This window comes from Paraburkholderia sp. BR14374, from assembly GCF_040948685.1.
GTDB classification, from domain to species: domain Bacteria; phylum Pseudomonadota; class Gammaproteobacteria; order Burkholderiales; family Burkholderiaceae; genus Paraburkholderia; species Paraburkholderia youngii.
This window is the reverse complement of record NZ_JBFPKF010000018.1, coordinates 132587-154707: the sequence shown is the minus strand read 5'-3', so window position 1 is coordinate 154707 and position 22121 is coordinate 132587. Positions and strand designations below refer to the sequence as shown.

The following is a 22121-nucleotide window of genomic DNA, read 5'->3' as shown; positions in this document are numbered from 1 at the left end:
TCAGCCGCGACAGATCGACTTCGCCTTCCACTTCGCCGACCACCTGCGCGGCGCTGCCGTCCTGGCGCGCATAGGCCTGGTTGATCGCCTGCGCGAGATCGTCGGCGGGCACGCGCACGACCGACACTACGCCGTAGTTGCGCGCGATTTCGGCAAGCGCGGCTTCGCTCGTGCGTTCGCTGATCCAGACTTCGAGGCTATCGGCATGCTGATGCGCGACCAGGATCTGGCCGCTGCGCGCAAAACCGTATGGCACGAGCCGGGCGGCAAGCGGCGAGGGTGCCGCGCGCTCGCCGGCCGCGGCATCGCCGTTCAGCGGACGTTGCGAGGGCGCGGTTTGCGCGGGCATCTGCGTCACGGACGCGCTCCCGGCGACACCGTGCTCGGCAGCGGGCCGCTCGCCGGCTCGACGACGGCCGGTTGCGGCATGGTTTGCGGCACCGTCTGCGGCACGAGTTGGGTTGTAGTCTGCGCGCCAGCTTGCGGGACGGCCGGCGCGCCAGCTTGGGGTACGGCCTGCGGCGGTACCTGTTGAGGAATCTGTTGCGGTGCCTGCTGCGGCATCATCTGCTGGCGGCGCATCTGGTTCAGGTCGAACAGGTTCATCGCCGGCGCCCCGCCCTGGCTCGGGCCGAGCGGCATCGGCGGCACGACCGGATCGTCGCGATCCCTCATGATGTTGTTGTCCTGACGGTACGCGCCCTGCACACCCTGGATGTAGTCGTAGCGGTTCGCCGTGACGGCCTGCGTGGTGTCGCGGTCGGCGAGAATGACCGGACGCAGGAACACCATCAGGTTAGTCTTGTTGCGCGTCTTCTGCTCGGAGCGGAACAGCTGGCCCAGCCAGGGAATGTCGCCAAGCAGCGGCACCTTGCTGTTGCTGACCTGGTAGTTGTCCTGCATCAGGCCGCCGAGCACGATGATCTCGCCGTTATCGCACAGCACGGTCGACTGGATCGAACGCTTCGTGAATTCGGGGCCCGCCGGGTTCGTCGCCGCGTTGTTCGTGCCGTTCACGATCGCCGAATCTTCCGTGTACAGCAGCAGCTTCAGGATGCCGCCGTCGGTAATCTGCGGCTTCACGTGCAGCGTCAGACCGACGTCGACCCGGTCGAACGTATTGAACGCCGCGCTCGTCGTGCCGCTCGTCAGGTTCGAGTACGAACCGGTCTGGATCGGCACGTTGGTACCGACGATGATCTTCGCCTCTTCGTTGTCGAGCGTGATCAGGTTCGGCGTGGACAGCACGTTCGCGTCTGCGGTCTGCGACAGCGCCTGCAGCAGTGCGCCGAGACCCTGCACGCCGAAGATGTTGTGGATCCAGCCGACGTTCAGGCCCTGTTGCAGGCCCTGGCTGCCTAGCGCCGTCGCGAGACCGCCGGTCGAACCAGCCGCGGCCGCCGCGGCCGTCAGGTTGATGATGCTGTTGCCCGAGCCAGTCGCCAGGTTGGTACCGGCAAACAGGTTGCCGTTCGCGACCTGCCACTGAATGCCGAGGTTGCCGCTCGTATTCGAGTTCAACTCGACGATCAGTGCCTCGATATACACCTGCGCGCGACGCGCATCGAGCTGGTCGATCACCGCGCGCAAGTTGCGGTACGTCGCTTCGGGCGCGGTGATGATCAGCGAGTTGGTCGCGGAATCGGCGGTAATCATGCCGCCGCCCTGATCCTCGCTCTTTTCCTTGTCGCCGCCGAGAAATCCGCCGGTATTACTGCTCGAGCCCGAAGCGCCGCCGCCCATCGGCGAGTTCATCGAGCCGCCGCCGAGGCCGCCCGACGGCAACGGCGGCGTGCCCGACGAGCCCGTCGAATAGCTGCTGCTCGACAGACCGCCACCGCCGCCACCACCGCCGCCGCCGCCGCTCGTGTTCTGGTTGAACGAGTTCGCCTCGTTCGCGCCGCCCGACGAGCCCTCGCCGCCGCCCTTGCCGAGCATGCTGCGCAGCGTGCGCGCGAGCTTCGTCGCGTCGGCATTGCGTAGCGGCACGACGTGGATGTTGCCCGGCATCGCGGTCGGCATGTCGAGCTGCTTGGCGAGCTCCTTGGCCGCCGCGAGGCGTGCGGTGTTCGACGCGCGCATCAGCAGCGAGTTGGTGCGCGGATCGGACGAGATCGACACTTTGAGCGTCGCGTCCGTGCTGCCGATCGAGCCCGGATCGAGCATCTTGTTCATCTGCTGCGCGATGTCGATCGCATTCGCGTTCTTTAGCGGCACGACTGCAACCGCCTGGCCGGCCGCGCTATCGACACCCGCGATGATCTGTGCGATGCGCCGCACGTTGTCGGCGTAGTCGGTGACGACGATCGTATTGTTGGAGGGGTAGGCCGCGACCGTGTTGTTCGGCGAGATCAGCGGACGCAGAACCGGCAGCAGATTGTTGGCCGACTCATTCCTCAGTGTGAAGACCTGCGTGACGACCTGGTCGCCGCGCGCCGTCGGCGCGTTGCCGACGTAGGTCGGCACGCCCTGTAGCTTGGCGTCGGCCTCGGGCACCACTTTCAGCACGCCATGATCCTGCACGAGCGCGAACCCCTGCATGCGCAGCGCGGACTGCAGGGTTTTGAGCGCCTGATCCTGAGGCACGGAATTTTCGGACACGAGGTTCAGTTGCCCCTTCACCCGCGGATCGACGATGATCGTCTTGCCGGTCGCCGCGCCGATCGCCTTGGCGACCTGGTCGATGTCGGCGTTGACGAAGTTGAGTGTCACCTGCGCCTGTGCAGTTTGCGCGGTGATCAGTCCAGCCACCAGCAGCGCCGTTGCCACCCGACGCAAAGTCATACAATTTCTTCTCATGGGATGTGATATCGATGCCGGCAGCCTCTGGCCACCGACGGTCATGCGATGCGGACCCGGCGGCAAGCTACCGCCTGGTCGGTTTCTGAGCCGGCCCTAAAAGCGAGTTTCGCTTCGAGTTCCAGCGTCCCGACGTCCGAAAAAATCGAACAGTAACAGCTTTTCATGTCGGAATTGAAACAAAACAAGGGGCCTCATGCGAATCCACGACGATCGCAGGGCTGTTATTAAATTGAAAGCTACCCGTCACCGCACACTCACGCCATTACCCGGCTTTGTACGGTCTTATGTCGGTTAGCCAACTTGACGAAGGTCGGACTGCCGGTATGATACGAGCCGTTCGACCCACTGTTATGTGTTTGCTGACGCGGGTTTTCCCCGATGCTCGACAAACGCCCGGCCAGCTTGCCGTTGCGGCCGAGACGCGGTCGGTGAACTGCCTTACCGATTCTTACCTCGGGTTTGCTTAGTCCTATTGACCGATGAAACGTCCGCTCCTCACCGTTGCCGCCACGCTCGCGCTGCTCGCCGCAGCCGGTTCCGCGCGCGCCGACTGCTTCGATGAAGCGGCGAAGTACCAGAAGGTCAATCCGCTGATCTTACGGGCTATCGCGTGGCAGGAGTCGCACAACCGGCCGGATGCGCAGCACAAGAACGCGAACGGCTCGACCGACTACGGTGTGATGCAAATCAATTCCGTGCATCTGCCGGTGCTCGCCCAGTACGGGATCTCGCAGGGCACGCTGATGGAGCCGTGCAAGAACGTTTACATCGCGGCGTGGCATCTGCGCCGCCAGATGAACAAGTACGGCAATACCTGGCAGGCGGTCGGAGCATACCACTCGGAGACGCCGACGTTGCGGGACAAATACGCGCAACAGATCGCTGCAATTCTGCGCAGCTGGAAGTTGATGCCCGCGCAGTAAGCCATTCCAACGCTGTCGCTCGCACGAGCCGCACGCATTTTAATGCACAATGCGACTTCGTGCTTTTTCGCGCCGTCGCAGCGACGCCGACGATTTGGCCCCACGCCCGGCACGCCTTCCAATCTTCCCGTATTTCGTACCGCGATGAACCAGCCGCTATTGCCCATCACCGTGCTCTCCGGTTTTCTGGGCGCTGGCAAGACCACGCTCCTGAACCACATCCTCGCGAATCCCGCCGGTTTGCGCGTCGCCGCGATCGTCGACGATCTGGCCGACGTCAATATCGACCCGACGCTCGTGCGTGATGCGGCCGAGCTGTCGGGCGTCGACGAGCAGATCGTCGAACTCCGGAACGGCTGCATTTGCTGCACACCGCGCGACGATCTGCAAAGCGAAATCCGTCGCCTCGCCGGCGAAAAGCGCTTCGACGTGCTGGTGATTGAATCGAGTGGCATCGCCGAGCCCATGTCGATTGCTGAGACCATCACATTCGATGGCGACGAAGCCCCATCGCCCGGCGAAGCCGCCCGGCTCGATACGATGGTCACGGTCGTCGATGCGTTCAACTTTCTGCGCGATTACGCGTCTGCCGATGCGCTCTCCGAACGCGGCGTCACGGTCGATGAAGGCGATGACCGCATGATCGTGGAGTTGCTGATCGAGCAGATCGAGTTTTGTGACGTGCTCGTCGTGAACAAGATTGATCTCGTCAGCGCGGACGAGCTCGCGCGTTTGCAGCGCATCCTCGCGCGCCTGAACCCGCGCGCGGTGCAGCTCGTGAGCCGCTTTGCCGACGTGCCGCTCGATCAGGTGCTGAACACCGGACGCTTCGATTTCGACGAAGCGTCGAATGCGCAGGGCTGGCTCGCGGCGCTCGAGCACAAGCACGAGAATCAGCACGGCGGTAAAGATGGCCGCATGCATCACAGCGAAGCCGACGAATACGGCGTCGGCTATTTCGTCTATCGCGCACGCCGGCCGTTTCATCCGCAGCGGCTATGGGAGCTGCTGCACCAGGAGTGGAAGGGCGTGCTGCGCAGCAAGGGATTCTTCTGGCTCGCGACGCGCAACGATATCGGCGGTTCGCTCTCGCAGGCCGGTGGTGCTTGCCGGCACGGCCCCGCGGGCATGTGGTGGGCCGCCCAGGACCGCAGCGAATGGCCGGAAGGCGACGACGAGCTGGCCGCCGAAATCGCCGCCGACTGGTACGGCGAGCCGGACGATATGAGCATCGGCGATCGTCGTCAGGAGTTCGCCCTGATCGGCGTCGATATCGACCCCGCCCTCTGGCGCGCGAAGTTCGATGCCTGTCTGCTCACCGACGACGAATACGCGCTCGGGCCGCAAGCCTGGCAGCAGTTCCCCGATCCGTTCCCGGCATGGGAGTTCGACGACCACGATCACGATCACGATCACGACAAGCATCACCATCAACATCACGGACACGGCGACGACTGCGAGCGTTGTGGACATGACCACGGCAAGAACGCGCATCCTCATGACTGAACGAAGCACGCCGCGCATTCGAACCTCATGCACGGACGAAAAAAAACCCGCCACTGGCGGGTTTTTCTCGCGGGTGTCAACTGCCCGGCAGTAGTCTGCTTAGCGCTTGTTGACTGCGTCCTTGAACGCCTTGCCTGCAGTGAACTTGACAGTCTTGGCAGCCGGGATCTTGATGGTTTCGCCGGTCTTCGGATTACGCCCCGTACGCGCTGCGCGCTTGCCCGAACCAAAGCTACCGAAGCCGATCAACTGGACCGCCTCACCCTTCGACACAGACTTCTTGATCACTTCAAGCAACGTGTCCAGCGTTTCACCGGTTTGAGCCTTGCTGGCGCCCGTCTGTCCTGCGACAGCGTCGATCAGTTCCTGTTTGTTCATTAAGGTTCCTTTCTGAGTTTAGGTTGATACGAACAGCGCGACCGCGCCGATTATACGTGCGCGCACCGCGCCGTCGAGCAGCTGCGGCCCCGATCCTGAAGATCTCCCACGCCGGACAGGATACTGTTCGGCGGCCGTGCTGCCGCTCCCTTCGCGGCGCTTGCTATGATAGCGCAGCGCAAACCCAATCAGGATAAGGGTTTCGAGGAATTGCACGGTTTTCGGGCCGTTCTTGCAAGTAAATCGAAATTTTGCCCTTCAGCACCCCCTAAACGAGGGCTGAAACCCAGTCCTGGCGGGGGTTAGCGTTGGTTTTTGCCAACGCAGCAAAGCGTCTGAAAGCGTCCTGATGGGTCTTTTGCGGCGACTCGCGCGCGGCGCGGGCCGACTCCGACCATCGAACCCGCTCTTTCGAGCGATCTTTTGAGCGTGTTTTCCCGTCGCGCATGACCGATCCGCTGATCCCCGCCGTCCTCGCTTTCCGCGACAACGGCAGCCCCTTTTCACCGCACTACGACGACATCTATCACAGCGCCGTCGGTGCGCTCGAGCAGGCTCGCTACGTCTTTCTGCGCGGCAACGAATTGCCCGAAAGATGGCAGAGCCGTCGAACCTTCACCGTGCTCGAAACCGGCTTTGGCATCGGCATCAACTTTCTCGTCACGTGGGCCGCGTGGCGCGCCGATCCCGCACGCTGCGAGCGGCTGCATTTCGTGTCGACAGAGAAGCATCCGTTTATCGCCGCCGATCTGCGCCGCGTCCACGCATCGACGATCTCCGATCCGCTCATCGCCCAACTCGCGGACACGCTCGCGAACGCATGGCCGATGCTCGTGCCCGGTACGCACCGGCTGGAATTCGAAGGCGGCCGCGTCGTGCTGACGTTGATCTTCGCCGATGCGCTCGACAGCCTGCCCGCATTGCGGCTGCGTGCCGATGCTTTTTATCTCGATGGTTTCGCGCCCGCGAAAAATCCCGAACTGTGGAGTCCGGCGATCTTCAAGGCGCTGGCGCGCGTCGCCGGCGACGACGCGACCTTCTCCACCTATAGCAGCGCGGGCGACGTCAAACGCGCGTTGACGCAATGCGGCTTCGAATATCGCAAGGTCGACGGCTTCGGCTGGAAACGCGCGATGCTGGTCGGACGCTTCGCGCCGCGCTGGCGTGTGCGCCGTTATGAACCGCCCGCGCCGTTCGGCCATGATGAACGACATGCGGTCGTGATCGGAGCGGGGCTGGCCGGCTGCGCAGTGATCGAGCGGCTTGCGGCACGCGGTTGGCGCGTGACTTCGCTCGAGCGGCACGGGTCGGTTGCGCAGGATGCGTCGGGCAATCCGGCCGGCGTATTCCACCCAATGATTTCGCGCGACGACAGTGTCGCGTCGCGCGTCACGCGGGCGGGCTTTCTGTACTCGCTCAATCGTTGGACCGCACTCGAAAACGCAGGGCATCGACTGGCCCGCGGAGATCGCGGCCTGCTGCAGATCGCCGCGGACGACGACGAATCGCGCGCGATGGGCGCGGCCATCGCCACGTTTCGCTATCCGTCCGACTACGTGACGCCGGTCTCCGCGGCCGATGCAGCGCAACTCGCCGGCATGCCGCTCGCGCGTGGCGGCTGGTTCTTTCCGCGCGGCGGCTGGATCGATCCCGCCTCTCTTTGCGCGGCGCAATTGGCATCGGCAGGCGGCTTGCTCGAACGACGCTTCGGCGTCGACGTCGCGCGGCTCGAACGTTGCGGCGACCAGTGGACCGTCTTCGATATCGCGGGAAAAGTGGTCGCGCGAGCGCCGGTCGTGATCGTCGCCGGTGCGCATGAAGCTGCGCGCATCGCTGGCTTGCGTCATGCGCCGACTCGCAGCATTCGCGGTCAGTTGAGCTTGCTCCCGGCGGGGACCGTCGCGCCGCTGGCGCTGCCGGTGATCGGCGAAGGCTATGCCGTGCCGCTCGCGAACGGCGTCACGCTGACAGGCGCGACCTATGAGCTCGACGACCCCGACACGTCGCTGCGCGTGGACGGCCACCGCGAGAATCTCGAGCGCGTCGCGCAGATGCTGCCGTCGTTCGCAAGCGCACTCGATGACGCGTCGCTGACCTCGCTCAGCGGTCGCGTTGCGTTTCGCTGCGTGACCTCGGACCGCATGCCGATGATCGGCCAGCTCGCCGACGAAGCCGCTGCCGCACGCGATGCTGCTCGCCTGCGCGGCGCATGGCCGCTCGATCTGCCGCGCGTCGACGGTCTATACGGCGCATTCGCTTATGGTTCTCGCGGGCTGGTATGGGCCGCGCTCGGCGCTGAACTGATCGCCTCACAGATCGAAGGCGAGCCGTGGCCGCTGGAACGCGATCTCGCCGAGGACATTGACCCCGCGCGTTTTCTGCTGCGTTCGTTGCGACAGGGGACGATCGGTTAACCGGCTTCGACCATCGCGGAGTTAACGCCCGGCACGTTAACTCCGCCCGCGCTGTAAACCACATTAACCGACACCTCCGCTTATCCACCGCAACCTGTGGATAACCGCGCAGTTAACCGGCGCAAGTGGTGTGGAGCCGTTGTGGACGTAAACGGGGTAACTGGGACATCGCGAAAAAGTGCGAAAAGTTGCTCGCGTATACCGGCCGCAGCCGCACATGCTGTCCATCCGGTTATGCGGCCGACAACCTAATGATTTATTTCGGTAAACATAGGTTATCCACAGAAACCGAGGCAGCTTGTTAACTGTTACTACGTATACATACGGTAAACCAATAAACAGCAAAGACGGGGCTAGCGCCCCGCCTATCGGGCTGGATGAAGTTCGTTCGAGCTCACGTAAACGGATTACTCGATGCGCGCCGTTAACCTGGGAAGAGCGCGAAAAAACGCAGACCAAACCGCGCATCAAGGTCACACACGCGAACGTAATGCCAGGGAGCGGATTCACCGTTCGTGATGTTGTTGAAATCGACGGGATACCTCGAAAAAAGGTCGCTTTTTCCGTTCGGTATGAAAATAACGTACTTTTTTACCGTTTTGCCAGCGAGTTAACGTCTTTTCGGTTAACGCGGAACAAGCTATGGCACAATCCCGGTTCTTTTCCGCGTCGTGCCACCGCATCTGACGGCACGCGCAGCAACGGAACGGTGCCGGTCAAACAGAATCTGATTCAAGGTCGACGGCGTTCCTTCACCGTGCCTGTTGCTACTGCCGCATCCCGTGAATGTGCCCGACTCTGTGCGGTTTTTTGCGGCCGCGGCGCATTCCGATCATCCGATCATTGAAACCTCGCAACGCTGACTTCGCGAAGCGCTTGCGACAACGAGCGCTCTCGGTTCGCTCGTGCTACGGCGTGCGTGTGCGCCGGTTCGTGTCGTCTGCCGTTGCTGCCAAGGAGAACCCATTACGATGAATTCGGCGTTTTCGTTTCTGCCAGCGTGGCCGCTTTCACCCGACGCCATTTTCTGGGCAGGTCTCGCGTTGCTTGTCGCTGGTCTGTGCGGCGAGCTTTGCTTTCGCGCGTGGCGTTTACCGCGCATTTCCGGCTATGCGGTGATCGGCCTCATAGCCGGCGGGGCCGGTTTTGGCGTAATCGATGCGGATTCCGCGAGCGCCGCGCGGCCGCTGCTCGACGTCGCGCTCGGCCTGTTGCTGTTCGAACTGGGCAGCCGACTCGATCTGCGCTGGATCCGCCGAAATCCGTGGCTGATTTTGTCGAGCGTGGCCGAAGCCACGCTGACTTTCGTGCTGGTGCTGCCGGTGCTCCTATTCCTGCACGTGCCGCTGATGGTCGCGACCGTACTGGCCGCGATCGCGATGGCGACATCTCCCGCGATGGTGATCCAGCTCAAAACCGAACTGCGCGCCGAAGGCCAGGTCACGCAGCGTCTTCTGACCTTGACCGCGCTGAACAGCATGTACGCGGTCGTGATCGAAAAGCTCGTGTCGAGCTGGCTGCATCAGGAGGTTTACGGCAACGTGTTCGCGACGATCCTGCAGCCGTTGTACCTGCTGGTCGGCTCGCTCGTGCTCGCATATCTGCTCGCGCGCACCTGCACGTTCTTCTATCGGCGCCTGAACATGCACGACGAGCATTCGTTCGTCGCGCTGTTCGGCCTCGTGCTGCTTGCGATCGCAATCGCGCATCTGTTCAAGCTATCGACGATTCTCGCGCTGCTCGCCGCGGGCATCATCGTGAAGAATCACGAAGCGCGTCCGCAGTTGTGGCCGCAGCATTTCGGCACCGCGGGGTGGCTGCTGACGGTGATCCTGTTCGTGCTGACGCTGACGTCGTTCGAATGGAGGCACATCGCGTTGGGCGGAGTCGCGGCGCTGGGCCTGATCGTTGCTCGCCTCGTTGCGAAGCTTGTCGGCGTGCTGGCTTTCGCGAAGCCGAGCGGCCTGAATCTGAAGCAGGGCATCGCGCTCGGCCTGTCGTTGTCGCCGATGTCGGCGCTCGCGTATCTGCTCGTCGACGACACGTACAACCTGTATCCGAGCTTCGATCCGCAATTGCGCGCGATCGTCATGTGTTCGATTTTCGTGCTGCAGATTCTCGGGCCGTGGCTCGTCTATCGCAGCCTCGCGCTCGTCGCCGAGCGGCGCGTGGGGTGAGCGTGAAACGCGCGTGGGTGCCATGCGCGTTTCACGAACCCGTCTTTTCAATTCCTTCGCCTCAAACGACCTGACTCAGGGGACGCCATGTCACTCGAACCCTTCATCGATTCGAAACCGTTCACGTTCGGTATCGAACTCGAAATGCAGATCGTCAATACGCACGACTATGATCTGACCAAAGCCGGCACCGATCTGCTGCGTCTCATCAAGGACGAAAAAATCCCCGGCAACATCACGCCGGAAATCACCGAAAGCATGATCGAGCTGTCGACCGGCATCTGCACGTCGCACGAACAGGCGGTCGCCGATCTGCGCAAGATTCGTGACACGCTGGTATCCGCGGCCGACCATCTGAACGTCGGTCTGTGCGGCGGCGGCACGCATCCCTTCCAGCAATGGAGCGAGCGGCAGATCGTCGATACGCCGCGTTTTCAGTATCTTTCCGAACTGTACGGATATCTCGCGAAGCAGTTCACGGTGTTCGGCCAGCACGTGCACATCGGTTGCCCGAATCCGAACAGCGCGCTGTATCTGCTGCATTCGATGTCGCGCTTCATCCCGCATTTCATTGCGCTGTCCGCGTCGTCGCCTTTCGTACAGGGTGTCGATACCGGATTTCATTCGGCACGACTGAATTCCGTGTTCGCGTTTCCGCTGTCGGGCCGCGCGCCGTTCGTGCTGACGTGGGACAGCTTCGAGGAGTATTTCTCGAAGATGGTCCACACGGGCGTGGTCAACAGCATGAAGGATTTCTACTGGGATATCCGTCCGAAGCCGGGGTTCGGCACGATCGAGGTTCGGGTGATGGATACGCCGTTTTCGGTGGATCGCGCCGCGGCGATCGCCTGCTACATCCAGACGCTCGCGCGTCATTTGCTGCTCGACAAGCCGATCACGCCGCAGGAAGACGACTATCTGGTCTACACGTTCAACCGTTTCGAAGCCTGCCGTTTCGGACTCGGCGGCACCTGCATCAATCCGCAAACCGGTGAACGAAAGACGATTTCCGAAGATATCCTCGAAACGCTCGAACAGATCGGATCGCATGCAGAAGCGCTCGGCTCGGTCAATGCGCTGGCCGAAGTCGGCGCGATCGCGCGTGGCCAGGTCAACGACGCGACGTGGCTGCGCAGCGTGTTTGCGCAGGAGAAGTCCTTGCATGAAGCGGTTCGGCAACAGTGTTTGCAGTGGCGAGCCTAGCCGCGAACACCTCATGAAACCGTTTGCGTGCGGCAGTTACGCGACGTTCCGACGAAACCCGCCCCGCGCGGGTTTTTTTTCGTAAAAAAATTTTTACGACTTTTCGTGCGCGCAACCCTTCAGGTTTGTCGAAAGTTTACGTATACCAGCCTAGGGGCAGTAAGCAGGCGTTGCCAAAGGCTGTGGACAACTGAATAAATACCTGCAAAGTCAATGCTCTGGGGAATTGGTAACCAGGCTGACGAGAGACGCTCCGGCCACGCCTGGCAAGCGCAACCGAGGAAACGCTCGACACGCTGCAAGTGCTTGTTGCAAAACGGTACACAGGCTATCCAAACGTTTTCCCCTGCTTATCCACAGCTCGCGTTGGATAACTTAGCTGTACGATTTGCAGGTCTCGCATAGAATGTCGTTTTTCGCCGCCTTCGGCTTCCAAGGCGGTGTATTTTTGAGATAGTACAAACGGCTTCATCCGCAGTTGGACGAAGCTACCCACACACGCGACGGACGTACCCCGGCAGGCAACCGCCGGCATCGCACCAAAGCGGTAAATAAACGAATCGAAGATTATGAGCGAAGGCGTATACGGAGAACGGGCAAACGGGCGAGTGACCCACAGCCTCTTGCGATTGAGCACGGCGATGCGAAGCCAGGCTTGGGAATGGGCGGAAGGCGCGGGCCTGACGCCGACCCAGGGCGAGATCCTCGTGCTGTTGATGCAACGCAAGGGGCCGATGCGTCTCGGCGAGATCGCGCGCGAAACGGCGTTGACCGCCGCGACCACCAGCGATGCGGTCAGCACGCTCGAGACCAAGGGTCTCGTCGAAAAGCGTCGCGCACTCGACGACGGTCGCGCGCTCGCGGTACGCCTGACCTCGCGTGGCCGCACCGCTGCCAAACGCGCCGCGCAATGGCCGGACTTCCTGTCCAAGGCGGTCGGCACGCTGCGCGAGGACGAACAGTCCGTGTTCTATCGCACGCTGCTCAAGACCATCTATCAGCTCGAAGCGCAAAACACGATTCCGTCGCATCGCATGTGCCTGAGCTGCACGCATTTCCAGGCAAGCAAGAATCCGAAGAAGACGCCGCATCATTGCGCGCTGCTCGACCTGAACATGTCGGATACCGATGTGCGTCTCGACTGCTCCGTGCACGAAACGGCGGACGTAGCCACCCAGAAGAAGACCTGGAAGATCTTCGCCCAATAACCTGCGTCTTCCGGAACAATCCGCTACCATGACCTGGCCGGCTACCGCGGGCGGTATAAGCCGCCCGCTTGCCGGCTGGTGCCGTGCAAGGAAAAAGTCGTTGGCGGCAAGTCGTTAGTCAACCTGAAGATAGGGCAGGCCGATGAATCGGGAAGTACTCGCCATCCGCCATGTGCACTTCGAGGATCTGGGCAGTCTCGAGCTCGTGCTCGGCGAGCGCGGGCGTCCGGTCCGCTATCTCGACGTGGGCGTCGCCCGTATCGAGGCGCCCAATCCGATTGCCGCGTCGCTGATGGTCGTGCTGGGCGGCCCCATCAGTGCCACCGACGATGCGCTGTACCCCACGCTAGCGCCGCTGCTGTCGTTGATCGAAAAGCGCATCGCGGCCGGGTTGCCGACACTCGGTATCTGCCTTGGCGCACAGCTGATCGCCCGGGCGCTCGGTGCGCGCGTCTACCCCGCGGCTCAGGCCGAACTAGGCTGGGCACCGCTTACGCTGACCGATGCGGGCCGCGCCTCGCCACTGCGTCATCTCGATGGCGCTCATACGTCGATGCTGCATTGGCACGGCGACACCTTCGATCTGCCCACCAACGCGACCCGTCTCGCATCGACTCCGGCCTGCGAGAATCAGGCCTTCGCATGGGGCGATCACGTGCTGGGCTTGCAGTGTCATCCCGAGATCCGCACCGATCGGTTCGAACCCTGGCTGATTGGCAATGCCAATGAACTGTCGGGTCACGGCATCGACGCGCGTCAGTTGCGCGCCGACACCGCTCGATACGGTCCCGCGCTCGAAGCCGCCGGGTGCCGCATGTTCGGCGAATGGCTCGATCAGGTCGAGACGAAGGTCTGAATGGCTGGCCGCATGGCGACGTAAGTGGCCAGCGTGGTGCCCCCTTTCTGCAGCAAACCGCGTGCGGTGCTATGCTCGATCGCTCTCGGGCTTTCACTGGACGTAATCCATGAGCGCGCTTTTTTCTCCGCTCACGCTGCGTAGCGTGACGCTTCCCAACCGTATCGTCGTCTCCCCGATGTGCCAGTACTCCGCCGAGCGCGGCGAAGCGACCGCATGGCACATGATTCACCTCGGCGGCCTCGCGCTGTCCGGCGCGGGCATGCTGTGCATCGAAGCGACCGCCGTCGAACCGGATGGCCGCATCACTCCCGGCGATCTCGGTTTGTGGGACGACGCGACCGAAGAGGCGCTCGTGCCGGTGCTGGCCGCGATCCGCAAGCATTCGCACATCAACGTGACGATGCAACTGGCGCACGCGGGCCGCAAGGCATCGAGCCATGTGCCGTGGGAAGGCGGCCAGCTGATTCCGGTGTCGCAAGGCGGGTGGCTGCCGCATGCACCGTCGGCGCTGCCGCACAAGCCGGGCGAGGAGCCGCCGCTTGCGCTCGATGTCGCCGGCCTGCACCGGATTCGCGAGGCGTTCGCCGCGTCTGCGCGCCGCGCCGCGCGTCTTGGCATCGATGCGCTCGAAATGCATGCCGCGCATGGCTATCTGCTGCATCAGTTCCTGTCGCCGATCGCGAATCAGCGCACCGACGACTATGGCGGCTCGCTGGAAAACCGCATGCGTTTCCCGCTCGAAATCTTCGACATCGTGCGGGCCGCATTCCCTGCCGACAAACCGGTCGGCGTGCGCGTGTCGGCGACCGACTGGGTCGAAGGCGGCTGGACGCTGGAAGACACGATCGCGTTTGCGCACGAGCTGGAAAGGCGCGGCTGCGACTGGATCGACGTGTCGTCGGGCGGTGTTTCGCCGCTGCAGAAAATTCCGCTCGAGCCGGGCTATCAGATTCCATTCGCGAAGGCGGTCAAGCACGCAACCAGTCTCGCGACGATCGGCGTCGGGCTCATTACCGATCCGCTGCACGCCGAGCAGCTGATCGAAGCGGGGGATGCCGACCTGATCGCGCTGGCTCGTGCGCTGCTCTATAACCCGCGCTGGCCGTGGCATGCGGCCGCCAACCTCGGCGCGACCGTCGAAGCGCCGCCGCAGTACTGGCGTTCGCAACCGCGCGACCAGAAAGCGCTGTTCGGCGACATTACGTTCGGTCAACGGTGACGCTCGTCGCACGTTGAACACACGCATCGGCTGACGGTTGAAGGAAGCCGTGGACAGCGTGTAGGATGCCGGTTGTGGCGCGATGCGCGTCGCAAGTCGACGCGGCGCTCGCAGGGCGCCGCGTTTGCTATTCGCGTCAGAAAAAGCCGCGCGCGAGACGCGCCTGACGATTGCCAGACTTGATCCCCCAGTTCTTCACAAGGATTCATTCAATGAATTCACGCAGGATCGCCGTGCGCCGTTCGGGTGTGCACGGCAAAGGCGTGTTTGCTCTCGAACCGATCGCGGCGGGCGAACGACTGATCGAATACAAGGGCGAGCGGATTACCTGGAAAGAAGCGTTGCGCCGTCATCCGCATAATCCGGCTGAACCGAATCACACGTTTTATTTCGCGCTGGATAACGGCAAGGTTATCGACGGCAAAGTGAATGGCAATAGCGCGCGCTGGATCAATCATTCATGCGCGCCGAACTGCGAAGCCGAGGAAATCGACGGACACGTATATGTGCATGCGCTGCGCGATATCGCGGAGGGCGAGGAAATCTTTTACGACTACGGCCTCGTGATCGACGCGCGGCAGACGAAGAAGCTGAAAAAGGAATACGAATGCCGTTGCGGCGCGCGCAAGTGCCGCGGCACGATGCTGGCGCCGCCGCAAAAGGGCAAGAGCGGCAGCAAGTCGGGTAAAGGTGCCGACAAGGACCAGAAGTCCAGCAAATCGGCGAAGAAATCGAAGAAGAAATGAGCCGCGGGCCGGCGCGCGGCATTAGCTATCTGCGCTGATCGAGGCGCCAAGGCGAATGCCGCCGGGGCAGCCAGCCCGGCAAACCTTCTACAAATCGACCGGCGCCGAGTGCGCCGGTTTTTTCGTGGCGCGTCGCTCGTTGGCATCGCTGGCGGTGGCAGCGTCTGCCGACGCACTGGGCGGCAGCAACGGAATCCTCACGATAAAGCGAGCGCCACCCTCCGGCGCGTCCTCGTAATGCACGCTGCCGTGATGCAGCACCATGATGTCGTGGACGATCGCAAGGCCCAGACCCGCGCCGCTTTCGACGCCAGCCTCGGTCTGCCCGTCGCCGCGGAAGAACCGCTTGAACAGATCCGCCTGCTGCGAACGCGGCACGCCCGGCCCGTTGTCTTCGACGACGATCTCGGCCATGCGCAGATCGTCGATCAGGGTCTGCGAAACCGTCACTGTGATGCGTCCGCCGTCGGCGCGCGAAGGCGGCACATACTTCAGCGCGTTATCGAGCAGATTCGCGATCACTTCGTGCAGCAGTACCGGGTTGCCGCGAGCCATCAACGGGTCGTCGTTCGACGGATCGTCGAGGCGCTGGAAGCCGAGATCCACGTGTACCGCTAGCGCGCGCGGCACCCATTCGGCGCCCGTGTCGAAGGCGAGCGCGGCCATGTCGAGATTGACGAAGCGGGCCGCCTGTTCGCCCGGCTCGGCGCGCGCGAGCGACAGCAATTGATTCGACAACCGCACGGCGCGATCGGCCGCGGCGCGCAGTTCACGCACGGCGGCGAGCGTCTGCTGCGGATCGCGCGCGACCACCGCCTGCTCCGCATGCAGCTTAACCGCGGTTAGCGGCGTGCGCAGCTGATGCGCGGCATCGGCGATGAATTTACGTTGCGCATCGAGGGCGGCTTTCAGACGATCGAGCAGCGCGTTCAGCGCGCCCGTCAGCGGACGGATCTCGACCGGCACATAGGTTTCGTCGACCGGCTCGAGCGACGTGTGCGTTTGCCGGTTCAGCGAATCGGCGAGCGCGGTCAGCGGATTGAGCTGCTGATTGACGACGCGCCACACGATCACCCAGCCGGCGAGCAGCAGCAGCAGCAACGGCATCATGATCGCGATCAGAAACTCCGCGGCGATGCGGTAACGGTGATGCACGGGCTGCCCGACTTCGACGACGATCGGATTGCCGCCCGGCTGATCGACGCGCACCTGAGCGACCCGCACGGTCACGCCTTCGTGCTGCGTCTCGAATACGTACGCGTAATGCATGCGGCGCACGTTGGTGCCTTGCAGCGGCAGATTATGGTCGCCGGCGATTTCGCTGTCGCCGGTGCTGATCCGGTAGACCAGATGTTCGACCGGGTCGGAGAACATCGCTTGCGCGAGCGGCGGCACCGTGATCGGCGCTTCCGGTCCGGCAATCTGGATCTGTTTGGAAATAGCGGTCGCGAGGTCCGCGAGCGAACGGTCGACCACGTGCTGCGTGTACTGCCAGGCGAGCCAGTAGGCAATCAGACCGCTCATTAGCGCGAGCAGCGACAGGGGAGCAGCGAGGCGCCGCAGCAGCGTGCGGCGCAGACTATTGGCGGCCGGCTGGTGCATGATCGTAGGCGCGGGGAAGTCGTGACTGCGGTGGAAACTGCGGTAGCAACGGCGCGGAGCGCCTTGAGACAGTCTGGGGTCCGGCACGACGCGCAGCGGGCACAGCCGATGCGCGGCGCCGGTCCGGCGCCGTCAGGCCGCGACGCAATGCGCGGCCTTCACGACGATCATGCGGCCTGGCGGATTTCCTGCAACAGATAGCCAAAGCCACGCACGGTGACGATTTCGACACGGCAGTTCTCGAGCTTCTTGCGCACACGGTGCACGTAGACTTCGATCGCGGTATCGCCGAGATCGCCGCCGAAGTGCGTCAGGTGATCCTGCAATTGCGCCTTGCTGACGACGCGGCCGTGACGCAGCAGCAGCATTTCGAGCACTGCGAATTCGCGCGGTGACAGTTCGAGCGGTTTGTCGTCGTTGAAGATGCGGCGGTCGACGCCCGACAGCCGCACGCCACCCAGTGACACTTCCGGACGCGGCATGTCACCGTGCGGACCGCTGCGGCGCATCACCGCGCGAATGCGCGCTTCCAGCTCGGCCGGCTCGAACGGCTTCAGCATGTAGTCGTCCGCGCCGGAGTTCAGGCCTTGCACGCGGTCGTTCAATTCGTCGCGCGCGGTCAGGATGATCACCGGCGTGTGACGGTTGCTCTGGCGGAAACGCGACAGCAGCGTCATGCCGTCGATGCCCGGCAGACCCAGATCGAGGATCACGAGTTCGTGGCGGTTTTGGGTGAGGGCCTGTTCAGCAAAGATGCCGTCATGGACCATGTCGACGGTGAAGCCGGCTTGTTCGAGACTGCTTTGGATGCCGCGTGCGATGGGGCGGTCATCTTCGATCAGAAGGAGTCGCATGGATTTCGCTCAAGTACAATGGGTTTAGGCGTTTTGGCAAGCGGTTCGCCGGGGCGCCGGCAACACAGCCAGCGTGCGACGCGGCGGCAGAGGCCCCACGAAGCAGCTGTCGAGTCGACTCGAAGCGCCGTGCCAGTCATCACGAAGTCATGTCCGAGATCAGCATTCACGAACTGGAAGCCGCGATCAACTTCTGGCGCGCCCGCTCACCTTCGAGCGGCGACGAACACGTTCTGTGCAAGGAGGCAAGCGCACTATCCAAGCCGTATGCGCTGCTGATTGTACAGCGTCAGAAGTCGCTATCACTCGATCGTTTTGACCCGATTGCAAGGCAGGCCTGGGAAGCTTACGTTCTACTTAAGGATAGCCTGTAGAACTGAAGGTTTGCCCAGGGTATTGCCTGCATTGTCCTTTCATTGTGGACCGATTACGCGGCAAGTTGTATATAAACACGCACAAGGACCCGTAATTATTTGTATTAGGTAGTAACACTGTCGATGAATGTCGCAAGCGCGATGTCGCGTTCGGTCACGCCGTTCGCTTCATGGGTGGACAGCGTGATATCGACCTTGTTGTACACGTTGAACCACTCCGGATGATGATCCATTTCCTGCGCCTTGATCGCCACGCGCGTCATGAAGCCGAACGCCTCGTTGAAGTCGGCGAATTCGAAGCTGCGGCGAATCGCGTCACGCTCCGCCACACTTTCCCAGCGATGCAGTTTCCCCAGTTGCTGGGTGCGCTCGTCGGAAGTCAGTTTCTGAATCATGGAGTCACCTCGTTGGTCGAACACGCTCGCCGGCAGGCGGGCGAAACGGATATTTTTTCACGATTGCGCAACGCTCGCCGTGTGCCGGGCCGGGTGGGTCTAAGGCGGCTTGGCGTTTAAACGTCGCCGCTGGTTTGCCATCCCGCGCGGGTTCCGCGCGAGATCACGCGGTCGCCGTCGAGCACGTCGCCCGCTGCGTGGGCCGGTGCATTGGCGAGCTTCGCCAGCAGCGGCGCGAAGTCCGTTTGTGCGACGCGGAACAGTTGCGCGAAGTCATCGATGACGAAGTAGGTTTGCTGGAACGTATCGATGCGGTAACGCGTGCGCATCACACGTTCCAGCGCGAAGCCGAGCCGGTTCGGCGCAGCGCTTTGCTGGCTGTATACCGTCTCGGCCTTGCTCGAGACGATGCCGGCGCCGTAGATCTTCACGCCGTTCGGACTCGCGGCATCGCGGATCAGCCCGAACTCCACTGTGTACCAATAGAGCCGCGCGAGCAGCGGCAGCGCGCCCGCTTCATTGGCGGCGAGCGCGGCGCGGCCGTACGCGTGGATGTAGTCGGCAAACACCGGGTTGATCAATAGCGGCACATGGCCGAACAGATCGTGAAAGCAGTCGGGCTCCTGCAGATAGTCGAGCTGGTCGGGTCGGCGCATCCACCACGTAACCGGAAAGCGGCGATTCGCCAGATGCTCGAAGAACACCTGATCCGGCACGAGGCCAGGCACGGCGACGATGCGCCAGCCGGTTGAGGGCGTCAGCTTCGCGTTGACGTCGTCGAAAGACGGCACGCGCTCCGACGGCAGGCCGATACGCTCGACTCCCGCGAGGAATTCATCGCACGCACGGCCTTCCAGCAAGGCGGTTTGGCGCGCGTACAGCTGTTGCCAGACCGCATGGTCGACCCTGCCGTAGCGTTCGAGCGGCTGCTCGATCGTAAAGTCGGCTCGGGTCTCGAGACCGGCGTCGAACTGTTGTTTGAGTTTGGCGGTGCTGGCGGCGGACATGGCGAAGCTTTAACGGGGAAATCGCAGGAAATCGGTACATGCGAGTGTAGAGCGGAGTACATGCGGAATGGGCGCAAATGAGGCGTGAAAACAAAGAGGTATGCGATAATCGCGCGTTAACTAGCCAATTTCTGCGGGACATCAACATGCTTGAACTCGACCACTTCGATCTCGCGCTGCTCGACGTGCTGCAGCGCTTTGGCCGCGCCACGCATCAGCAGTTGGCCGAGCAGGTGCCGTTGTCGCCGTCGCAGATTGGGCGACGGCTGCAGCGGCTGGAACAGGTCGGCGTGGTGGATGGCTATCGGGTCGTGTTGCGGCCGGAAAAGCTCGGCCTCGGCGTCACCGCTTTCACGAGCCTGAAGCTGAAGCATCACGGCGATTCGATCATCGAGCAGTTTCAGCAGCAGATCGACGTGCTGCCCGAAGTACTGGAGTGTCACGCGGTCGTCGGCGATGCCGACTATCTGCTGCGCATCGTCGCGCCGGATCTGAATTATCTGTCGACCTTCGTGATGAAGAAGCTGATGCGCGTGCCGGGCGTCGATAGCGTGCGCTCGAATATCGTGCTGACCACGTTCAAGCGCAATGGGCCGTTGCCGCTCGGGCATCTTGCGCCGGGGGCGGCGCCGGTTTGAAGGCTTGAGGCCGTTGCCGGCGGTGTCGACCGGCAGGAAGAGGGAGCCGCGCGCGCCGCGCCGCGGCCCCTACAGGCACGCGAACTTTATGCTGCCCGCTTCGGCTCGTCGTCGGCATTCAGCAGATCGACATACGCGACCGGCACCAGATCCGCTTCGGATACGCCGAGACTCTTGAACATTGCTTCCGCTTCGGCGTGGCCGCCTTCTTCGTCGTCGTCCTGCGCGAGCACCACTTCCAGTTCGATGAAATCGCCGAGACCATCGACGCGATCCAGATGAATCCGCGTGCGGCCGCTCAAATACACGTGCCGCTCTTTCGAGACGATGCCGCGCGTGGTCAGCGCGGTCGCGAGCAGCGAATGCATCGCTTCGGGATTCGTGACAGGACTGCGCGTGTAGTACGACGCCTTCGGGCCGTCGCGGTCGTCGCGCTGGTAGAAGATCAGTTCGGCCGGCGTGCCGTCGTCGAACTGGCGCAGCTTCAGGCGGCCGCGCGGTACGTCGTAGAAAAAGTCCTGCTGGCGAAAGATCAGCGGCGCGTCCGTCGCGAGCTGCGCGGCGCGCTCGCGCAGTCGGTCGAAATGCTGGGCGCGGGCTTTGATTTCGATGTTGCGTGCCATGTGGGCTCCTTTGGATGGGCGGAGTGATCGACGGCTTCCGGGGCCGCTGGTGGTGCCGGGGAGAAGCCGCCCGGAAGGGACGAAGTCGGGCGGAACGGAAAGCGCTACGAGGGCGCGTGCGCGAGCGCAAACCGACAATCTAGCAAAAACTTCGTGACGGAATGCTTTCAGCCCGGGCGGCAGGTGGGACGAGTGCGGGCATTAGCGAGACTCATATCGCAGTGCGTCAGACGGTCCTCGCTCAAATCGCCCACTGCTGATCGATCAGCTTCAAGGCGGCCGCGATCGCCGGCTCGTCTTTGCGCTCGTCGAGCGTGATGAAGCTTAACTGCGTCGGCACGGTGATGCCATCGACGATCGTCAGCGCGTGCGCATGCGCCTCGGCGATTGCGGTCGCGTCGCGCGCAAGCGTGAGACCGACGCCCGACTTGACCAGATCGAGCATCGACGGCTCCTGGTCCACCTCGGCCACCTTGACCGGTTTCACACCCGCCTCGCCGAAACAGCGCGACAGCAGCCGGTTGTGCGCGGACGCCGGCGGTGTCCAGATCCACGGCAGCGCCGCGAGCGAGCGCCAGTCCCGCGCACCCTTCACGCGATCTTTCCAGCCCGCCGGCGCGAGCACGCGATACTGGAAATGCGTGAGCGTGACCGCGTGGAACGTGGCGCCGTCGCGGGTATCGTCGTCGGAAGGCAGGCCGATGTAATAGCCGACGTCGAGCTCGCCCGCCCGAATCTGCTCGCGCACCCAGCCCGACATGCCGTGGCGCAGCGCGGTTTCGATCTGCGGCCAGGTCTCGACGAGTTGCTTCAGGAAGCCGCCCAGGCGCAAAAACTCGGGGTCGAGAATGGTGCCGATGCGCAGGCGCCCGCGCACTTCCTGACGGAGCGTCTGCGCGGCGCGCTGTACGTCGGCTGCCGCGCCGAGCGCGCGTTCGGCGTGCGGCAGCAGCGCCTGGCCGTCGCGCGTCAGCGCGAGCCCGTGCGAAGTCCGCGTGAACAGCGTGACGCCGAGCGTTTCCTGCAAGTGCTTGATTTGCAGGCTGACGGCGGGTTGGGTCAGATGCAGTTGCACCGCGGCGCGCGTAAGGTTGCCCTCGCGTGCGACGGTGACGAAAGCCCTAAGCAGAGTCAGATCCATATCCTGATATTAGCGCGGCTTATAGCGCAGTTGAGCATTACTCATTGGATTT

Annotated in this window: 21 protein-coding genes and 1 pseudogene; 12 read left to right on the top strand and 10 right to left on the bottom strand. The window is 63.0% G+C overall.

Features of this window, described 5'->3' with window-relative positions:
• Together AB3X86_RS30515 and gspD are read right to left on the bottom strand one after the other, a co-directional pair.
• Positions 1-349 (bottom strand): annotated as a pseudogene (locus AB3X86_RS30515) (type II secretion system protein GspE); the annotation flags it as partial.
• A 5-nt stretch (positions 350-354) separates the two neighbouring features.
• Complete coding sequence (gene gspD / locus AB3X86_RS30510) at positions 355-2784, bottom strand: type II secretion system secretin GspD (RefSeq protein ID WP_368598824.1); 2430 nt, start codon at positions 2782-2784, stop codon at positions 355-357.
• Between the two features lie 497 nt (positions 2785-3281).
• Between gspD and AB3X86_RS30505 the strand changes: the two genes are divergently transcribed.
• Positions 3282-3725: a lytic transglycosylase domain-containing protein gene (locus AB3X86_RS30505; RefSeq protein ID WP_176125355.1), complete on the top strand. Its 444-nt coding sequence runs from the start codon at positions 3282-3284 to the stop codon at positions 3723-3725.
• A 144-nt stretch (positions 3726-3869) separates the two neighbouring features.
• The gene (locus AB3X86_RS30500; RefSeq protein WP_368598823.1) at positions 3870-5231 is read left to right on the top strand and encodes a GTP-binding protein; all 1362 of its coding nucleotides are present in this window, start codon (positions 3870-3872) and stop codon (positions 5229-5231) included.
• Between the two features lie 99 nt (positions 5232-5330).
• Here the strand turns inward: AB3X86_RS30500 and AB3X86_RS30495 are convergent, their stop codons facing one another.
• Positions 5331-5609 carry an HU family DNA-binding protein gene (locus AB3X86_RS30495; RefSeq protein WP_013090989.1) on the bottom strand — a complete coding sequence of 93 codons (279 nt, stop codon included), beginning with the start codon at positions 5607-5609 and terminating at the stop codon, positions 5331-5333.
• Positions 5610-5627: 18 nt separating this feature from the next.
• Positions 5628-5825, bottom strand: a complete 198-nt coding sequence (locus AB3X86_RS30490; protein ID WP_176109901.1) for a hypothetical protein — start codon at positions 5823-5825, stop codon at positions 5628-5630.
• Positions 5826-6055: 230 nt separating this feature from the next.
• Here AB3X86_RS30490 and mnmC point away from each other — a divergent pair, with 230 nt between their 5' ends.
• From mnmC to AB3X86_RS30450, 8 genes are all read left to right on the top strand, one after another.
• Complete coding sequence (gene mnmC / locus AB3X86_RS30485) at positions 6056-8023, top strand: bifunctional tRNA (5-methylaminomethyl-2-thiouridine)(34)-methyltransferase MnmD/FAD-dependent 5-carboxymethylaminomethyl-2-thiouridine(34) oxidoreductase MnmC (protein ID WP_368598822.1); 1968 nt, start codon at positions 6056-6058, stop codon at positions 8021-8023.
• 298 nt (positions 8024-8321) lie between these two features.
• Complete coding sequence (locus AB3X86_RS30480) at positions 8322-8870, top strand: hypothetical protein (protein WP_368598821.1); 549 nt, start codon at positions 8322-8324, stop codon at positions 8868-8870.
• A 124-nt stretch (positions 8871-8994) separates the two neighbouring features.
• The gene (locus AB3X86_RS30475) at positions 8995-10200 is read left to right on the top strand and encodes a cation:proton antiporter (RefSeq protein WP_176109903.1); all 1206 of its coding nucleotides are present in this window, start codon (positions 8995-8997) and stop codon (positions 10198-10200) included.
• Positions 10201-10287: 87 nt separating this feature from the next.
• Positions 10288-11403 carry a YbdK family carboxylate-amine ligase gene (locus AB3X86_RS30470; RefSeq protein ID WP_368584851.1) on the top strand — a complete coding sequence of 372 codons (1116 nt, stop codon included), beginning with the start codon at positions 10288-10290 and terminating at the stop codon, positions 11401-11403.
• Positions 11404-11972: 569 nt separating this feature from the next.
• On the top strand, positions 11973-12611 hold the full coding sequence (locus tag AB3X86_RS30465; RefSeq protein WP_368598820.1) for a MarR family winged helix-turn-helix transcriptional regulator: 639 nt from the start codon (positions 11973-11975) through the stop codon (positions 12609-12611).
• A gap of 142 nt (positions 12612-12753) precedes the next feature.
• A complete protein-coding gene (locus AB3X86_RS30460) occupies positions 12754-13467 on the top strand; it encodes a glutamine amidotransferase (protein ID WP_368598819.1) in 714 nt (237 codons plus the stop codon).
• A 109-nt stretch (positions 13468-13576) separates the two neighbouring features.
• Entirely contained in the window at positions 13577-14689 is a 1113-nt protein-coding gene (locus tag AB3X86_RS30455; RefSeq protein ID WP_368598818.1) for an NADH:flavin oxidoreductase/NADH oxidase, read from the top strand.
• A gap of 212 nt (positions 14690-14901) precedes the next feature.
• Positions 14902-15435: an SET domain-containing protein gene (locus AB3X86_RS30450; protein ID WP_368598817.1), complete on the top strand. Its 534-nt coding sequence runs from the start codon at positions 14902-14904 to the stop codon at positions 15433-15435.
• 87 nt (positions 15436-15522) lie between these two features.
• On the opposite strand, the gene AB3X86_RS30445 is transcribed toward AB3X86_RS30450, so the two are convergent.
• Positions 15523-17037 carry a sensor histidine kinase gene (locus AB3X86_RS30445; protein ID WP_368598816.1) on the bottom strand — a complete coding sequence of 505 codons (1515 nt, stop codon included), beginning with the start codon at positions 17035-17037 and terminating at the stop codon, positions 15523-15525.
• A 167-nt stretch (positions 17038-17204) separates the two neighbouring features.
• On the bottom strand, positions 17205-17891 hold the full coding sequence (locus AB3X86_RS30440) for a response regulator transcription factor (protein ID WP_013090980.1): 687 nt from the start codon (positions 17889-17891) through the stop codon (positions 17205-17207).
• Positions 17892-18040: 149 nt separating this feature from the next.
• Here AB3X86_RS30440 and AB3X86_RS30435 point away from each other — a divergent pair, with 149 nt between their 5' ends.
• Positions 18041-18265, top strand: coding sequence for a DUF3717 domain-containing protein (locus AB3X86_RS30435; RefSeq protein ID WP_368598815.1), 225 nt, complete (start codon positions 18041-18043; stop codon positions 18263-18265).
• 104 nt (positions 18266-18369) lie between these two features.
• Here the strand turns inward: AB3X86_RS30435 and AB3X86_RS30430 are convergent, their stop codons facing one another.
• Complete coding sequence (locus AB3X86_RS30430) at positions 18370-18684, bottom strand: 4a-hydroxytetrahydrobiopterin dehydratase (RefSeq protein WP_368598814.1); 315 nt, start codon at positions 18682-18684, stop codon at positions 18370-18372.
• 92 nt (positions 18685-18776) lie between these two features.
• Positions 18777-19667: a phenylalanine 4-monooxygenase gene (gene phhA, locus AB3X86_RS30425; RefSeq protein WP_368598813.1), complete on the bottom strand. Its 891-nt coding sequence runs from the start codon at positions 19665-19667 to the stop codon at positions 18777-18779.
• A gap of 146 nt (positions 19668-19813) precedes the next feature.
• Between phhA and AB3X86_RS30420 the strand changes: the two genes are divergently transcribed.
• A complete protein-coding gene (locus tag AB3X86_RS30420; RefSeq protein ID WP_013090976.1) occupies positions 19814-20305 on the top strand; it encodes an Lrp/AsnC family transcriptional regulator in 492 nt (163 codons plus the stop codon).
• Between the two features lie 86 nt (positions 20306-20391).
• Here the strand turns inward: AB3X86_RS30420 and AB3X86_RS30415 are convergent, their stop codons facing one another.
• Together AB3X86_RS30415 and AB3X86_RS30410 are read right to left on the bottom strand one after the other, a co-directional pair.
• Positions 20392-20928, bottom strand: coding sequence for a class IV adenylate cyclase (locus tag AB3X86_RS30415; protein ID WP_368598812.1), 537 nt, complete (start codon positions 20926-20928; stop codon positions 20392-20394).
• A 241-nt stretch (positions 20929-21169) separates the two neighbouring features.
• Positions 21170-22069, bottom strand: a complete 900-nt coding sequence (locus AB3X86_RS30410) for a LysR family transcriptional regulator (protein WP_176380007.1) — start codon at positions 22067-22069, stop codon at positions 21170-21172.
• Between the last annotated feature and the right edge of the window lie 52 nt (positions 22070-22121).

Coding starts and splice junctions, on each gene's coding strand:
- AB3X86_RS30470 (WP_368584851.1), top strand. CDS start 10,288: ATGTCACTCGAACCCTTCATCGATTCGAAACCGTTCACGTTCGGTATC.
- AB3X86_RS30495 (WP_013090989.1), bottom strand. CDS start 5,609: ATGAACAAACAGGAACTGATCGACGCTGTCGCAGGACAGACGGGCGCC.
- AB3X86_RS30415 (WP_368598812.1), bottom strand. CDS start 20,928: ATGGCACGCAACATCGAAATCAAAGCCCGCGCCCAGCATTTCGACCGA.
- AB3X86_RS30410 (WP_176380007.1), bottom strand. CDS start 22,069: ATGGATCTGACTCTGCTTAGGGCTTTCGTCACCGTCGCACGCGAGGGC.
- AB3X86_RS30455 (WP_368598818.1), top strand. CDS start 13,577: ATGAGCGCGCTTTTTTCTCCGCTCACGCTGCGTAGCGTGACGCTTCCC.
- AB3X86_RS30435 (WP_368598815.1), top strand. CDS start 18,041: ATGTCCGAGATCAGCATTCACGAACTGGAAGCCGCGATCAACTTCTGG.
- phhA (WP_368598813.1), bottom strand. CDS start 19,667: ATGTCCGCCGCCAGCACCGCCAAACTCAAACAACAGTTCGACGCCGGT.
- AB3X86_RS30505 (WP_176125355.1), top strand. CDS start 3,282: ATGAAACGTCCGCTCCTCACCGTTGCCGCCACGCTCGCGCTGCTCGCC.
- AB3X86_RS30465 (WP_368598820.1), top strand. CDS start 11,973: ATGAGCGAAGGCGTATACGGAGAACGGGCAAACGGGCGAGTGACCCAC.
- AB3X86_RS30440 (WP_013090980.1), bottom strand. CDS start 17,891: ATGCGACTCCTTCTGATCGAAGATGACCGCCCCATCGCACGCGGCATC.
- AB3X86_RS30460 (WP_368598819.1), top strand. CDS start 12,754: ATGAATCGGGAAGTACTCGCCATCCGCCATGTGCACTTCGAGGATCTG.
- AB3X86_RS30475 (WP_176109903.1), top strand. CDS start 8,995: ATGAATTCGGCGTTTTCGTTTCTGCCAGCGTGGCCGCTTTCACCCGAC.
- AB3X86_RS30420 (WP_013090976.1), top strand. CDS start 19,814: ATGCTTGAACTCGACCACTTCGATCTCGCGCTGCTCGACGTGCTGCAG.
- AB3X86_RS30445 (WP_368598816.1), bottom strand. CDS start 17,037: ATGCACCAGCCGGCCGCCAATAGTCTGCGCCGCACGCTGCTGCGGCGC.
- mnmC (WP_368598822.1), top strand. CDS start 6,056: ATGACCGATCCGCTGATCCCCGCCGTCCTCGCTTTCCGCGACAACGGC.
- gspD (WP_368598824.1), bottom strand. CDS start 2,784: ATGACTTTGCGTCGGGTGGCAACGGCGCTGCTGGTGGCTGGACTGATC.
- AB3X86_RS30450 (WP_368598817.1), top strand. CDS start 14,902: ATGAATTCACGCAGGATCGCCGTGCGCCGTTCGGGTGTGCACGGCAAA.
- AB3X86_RS30500 (WP_368598823.1), top strand. CDS start 3,870: ATGAACCAGCCGCTATTGCCCATCACCGTGCTCTCCGGTTTTCTGGGC.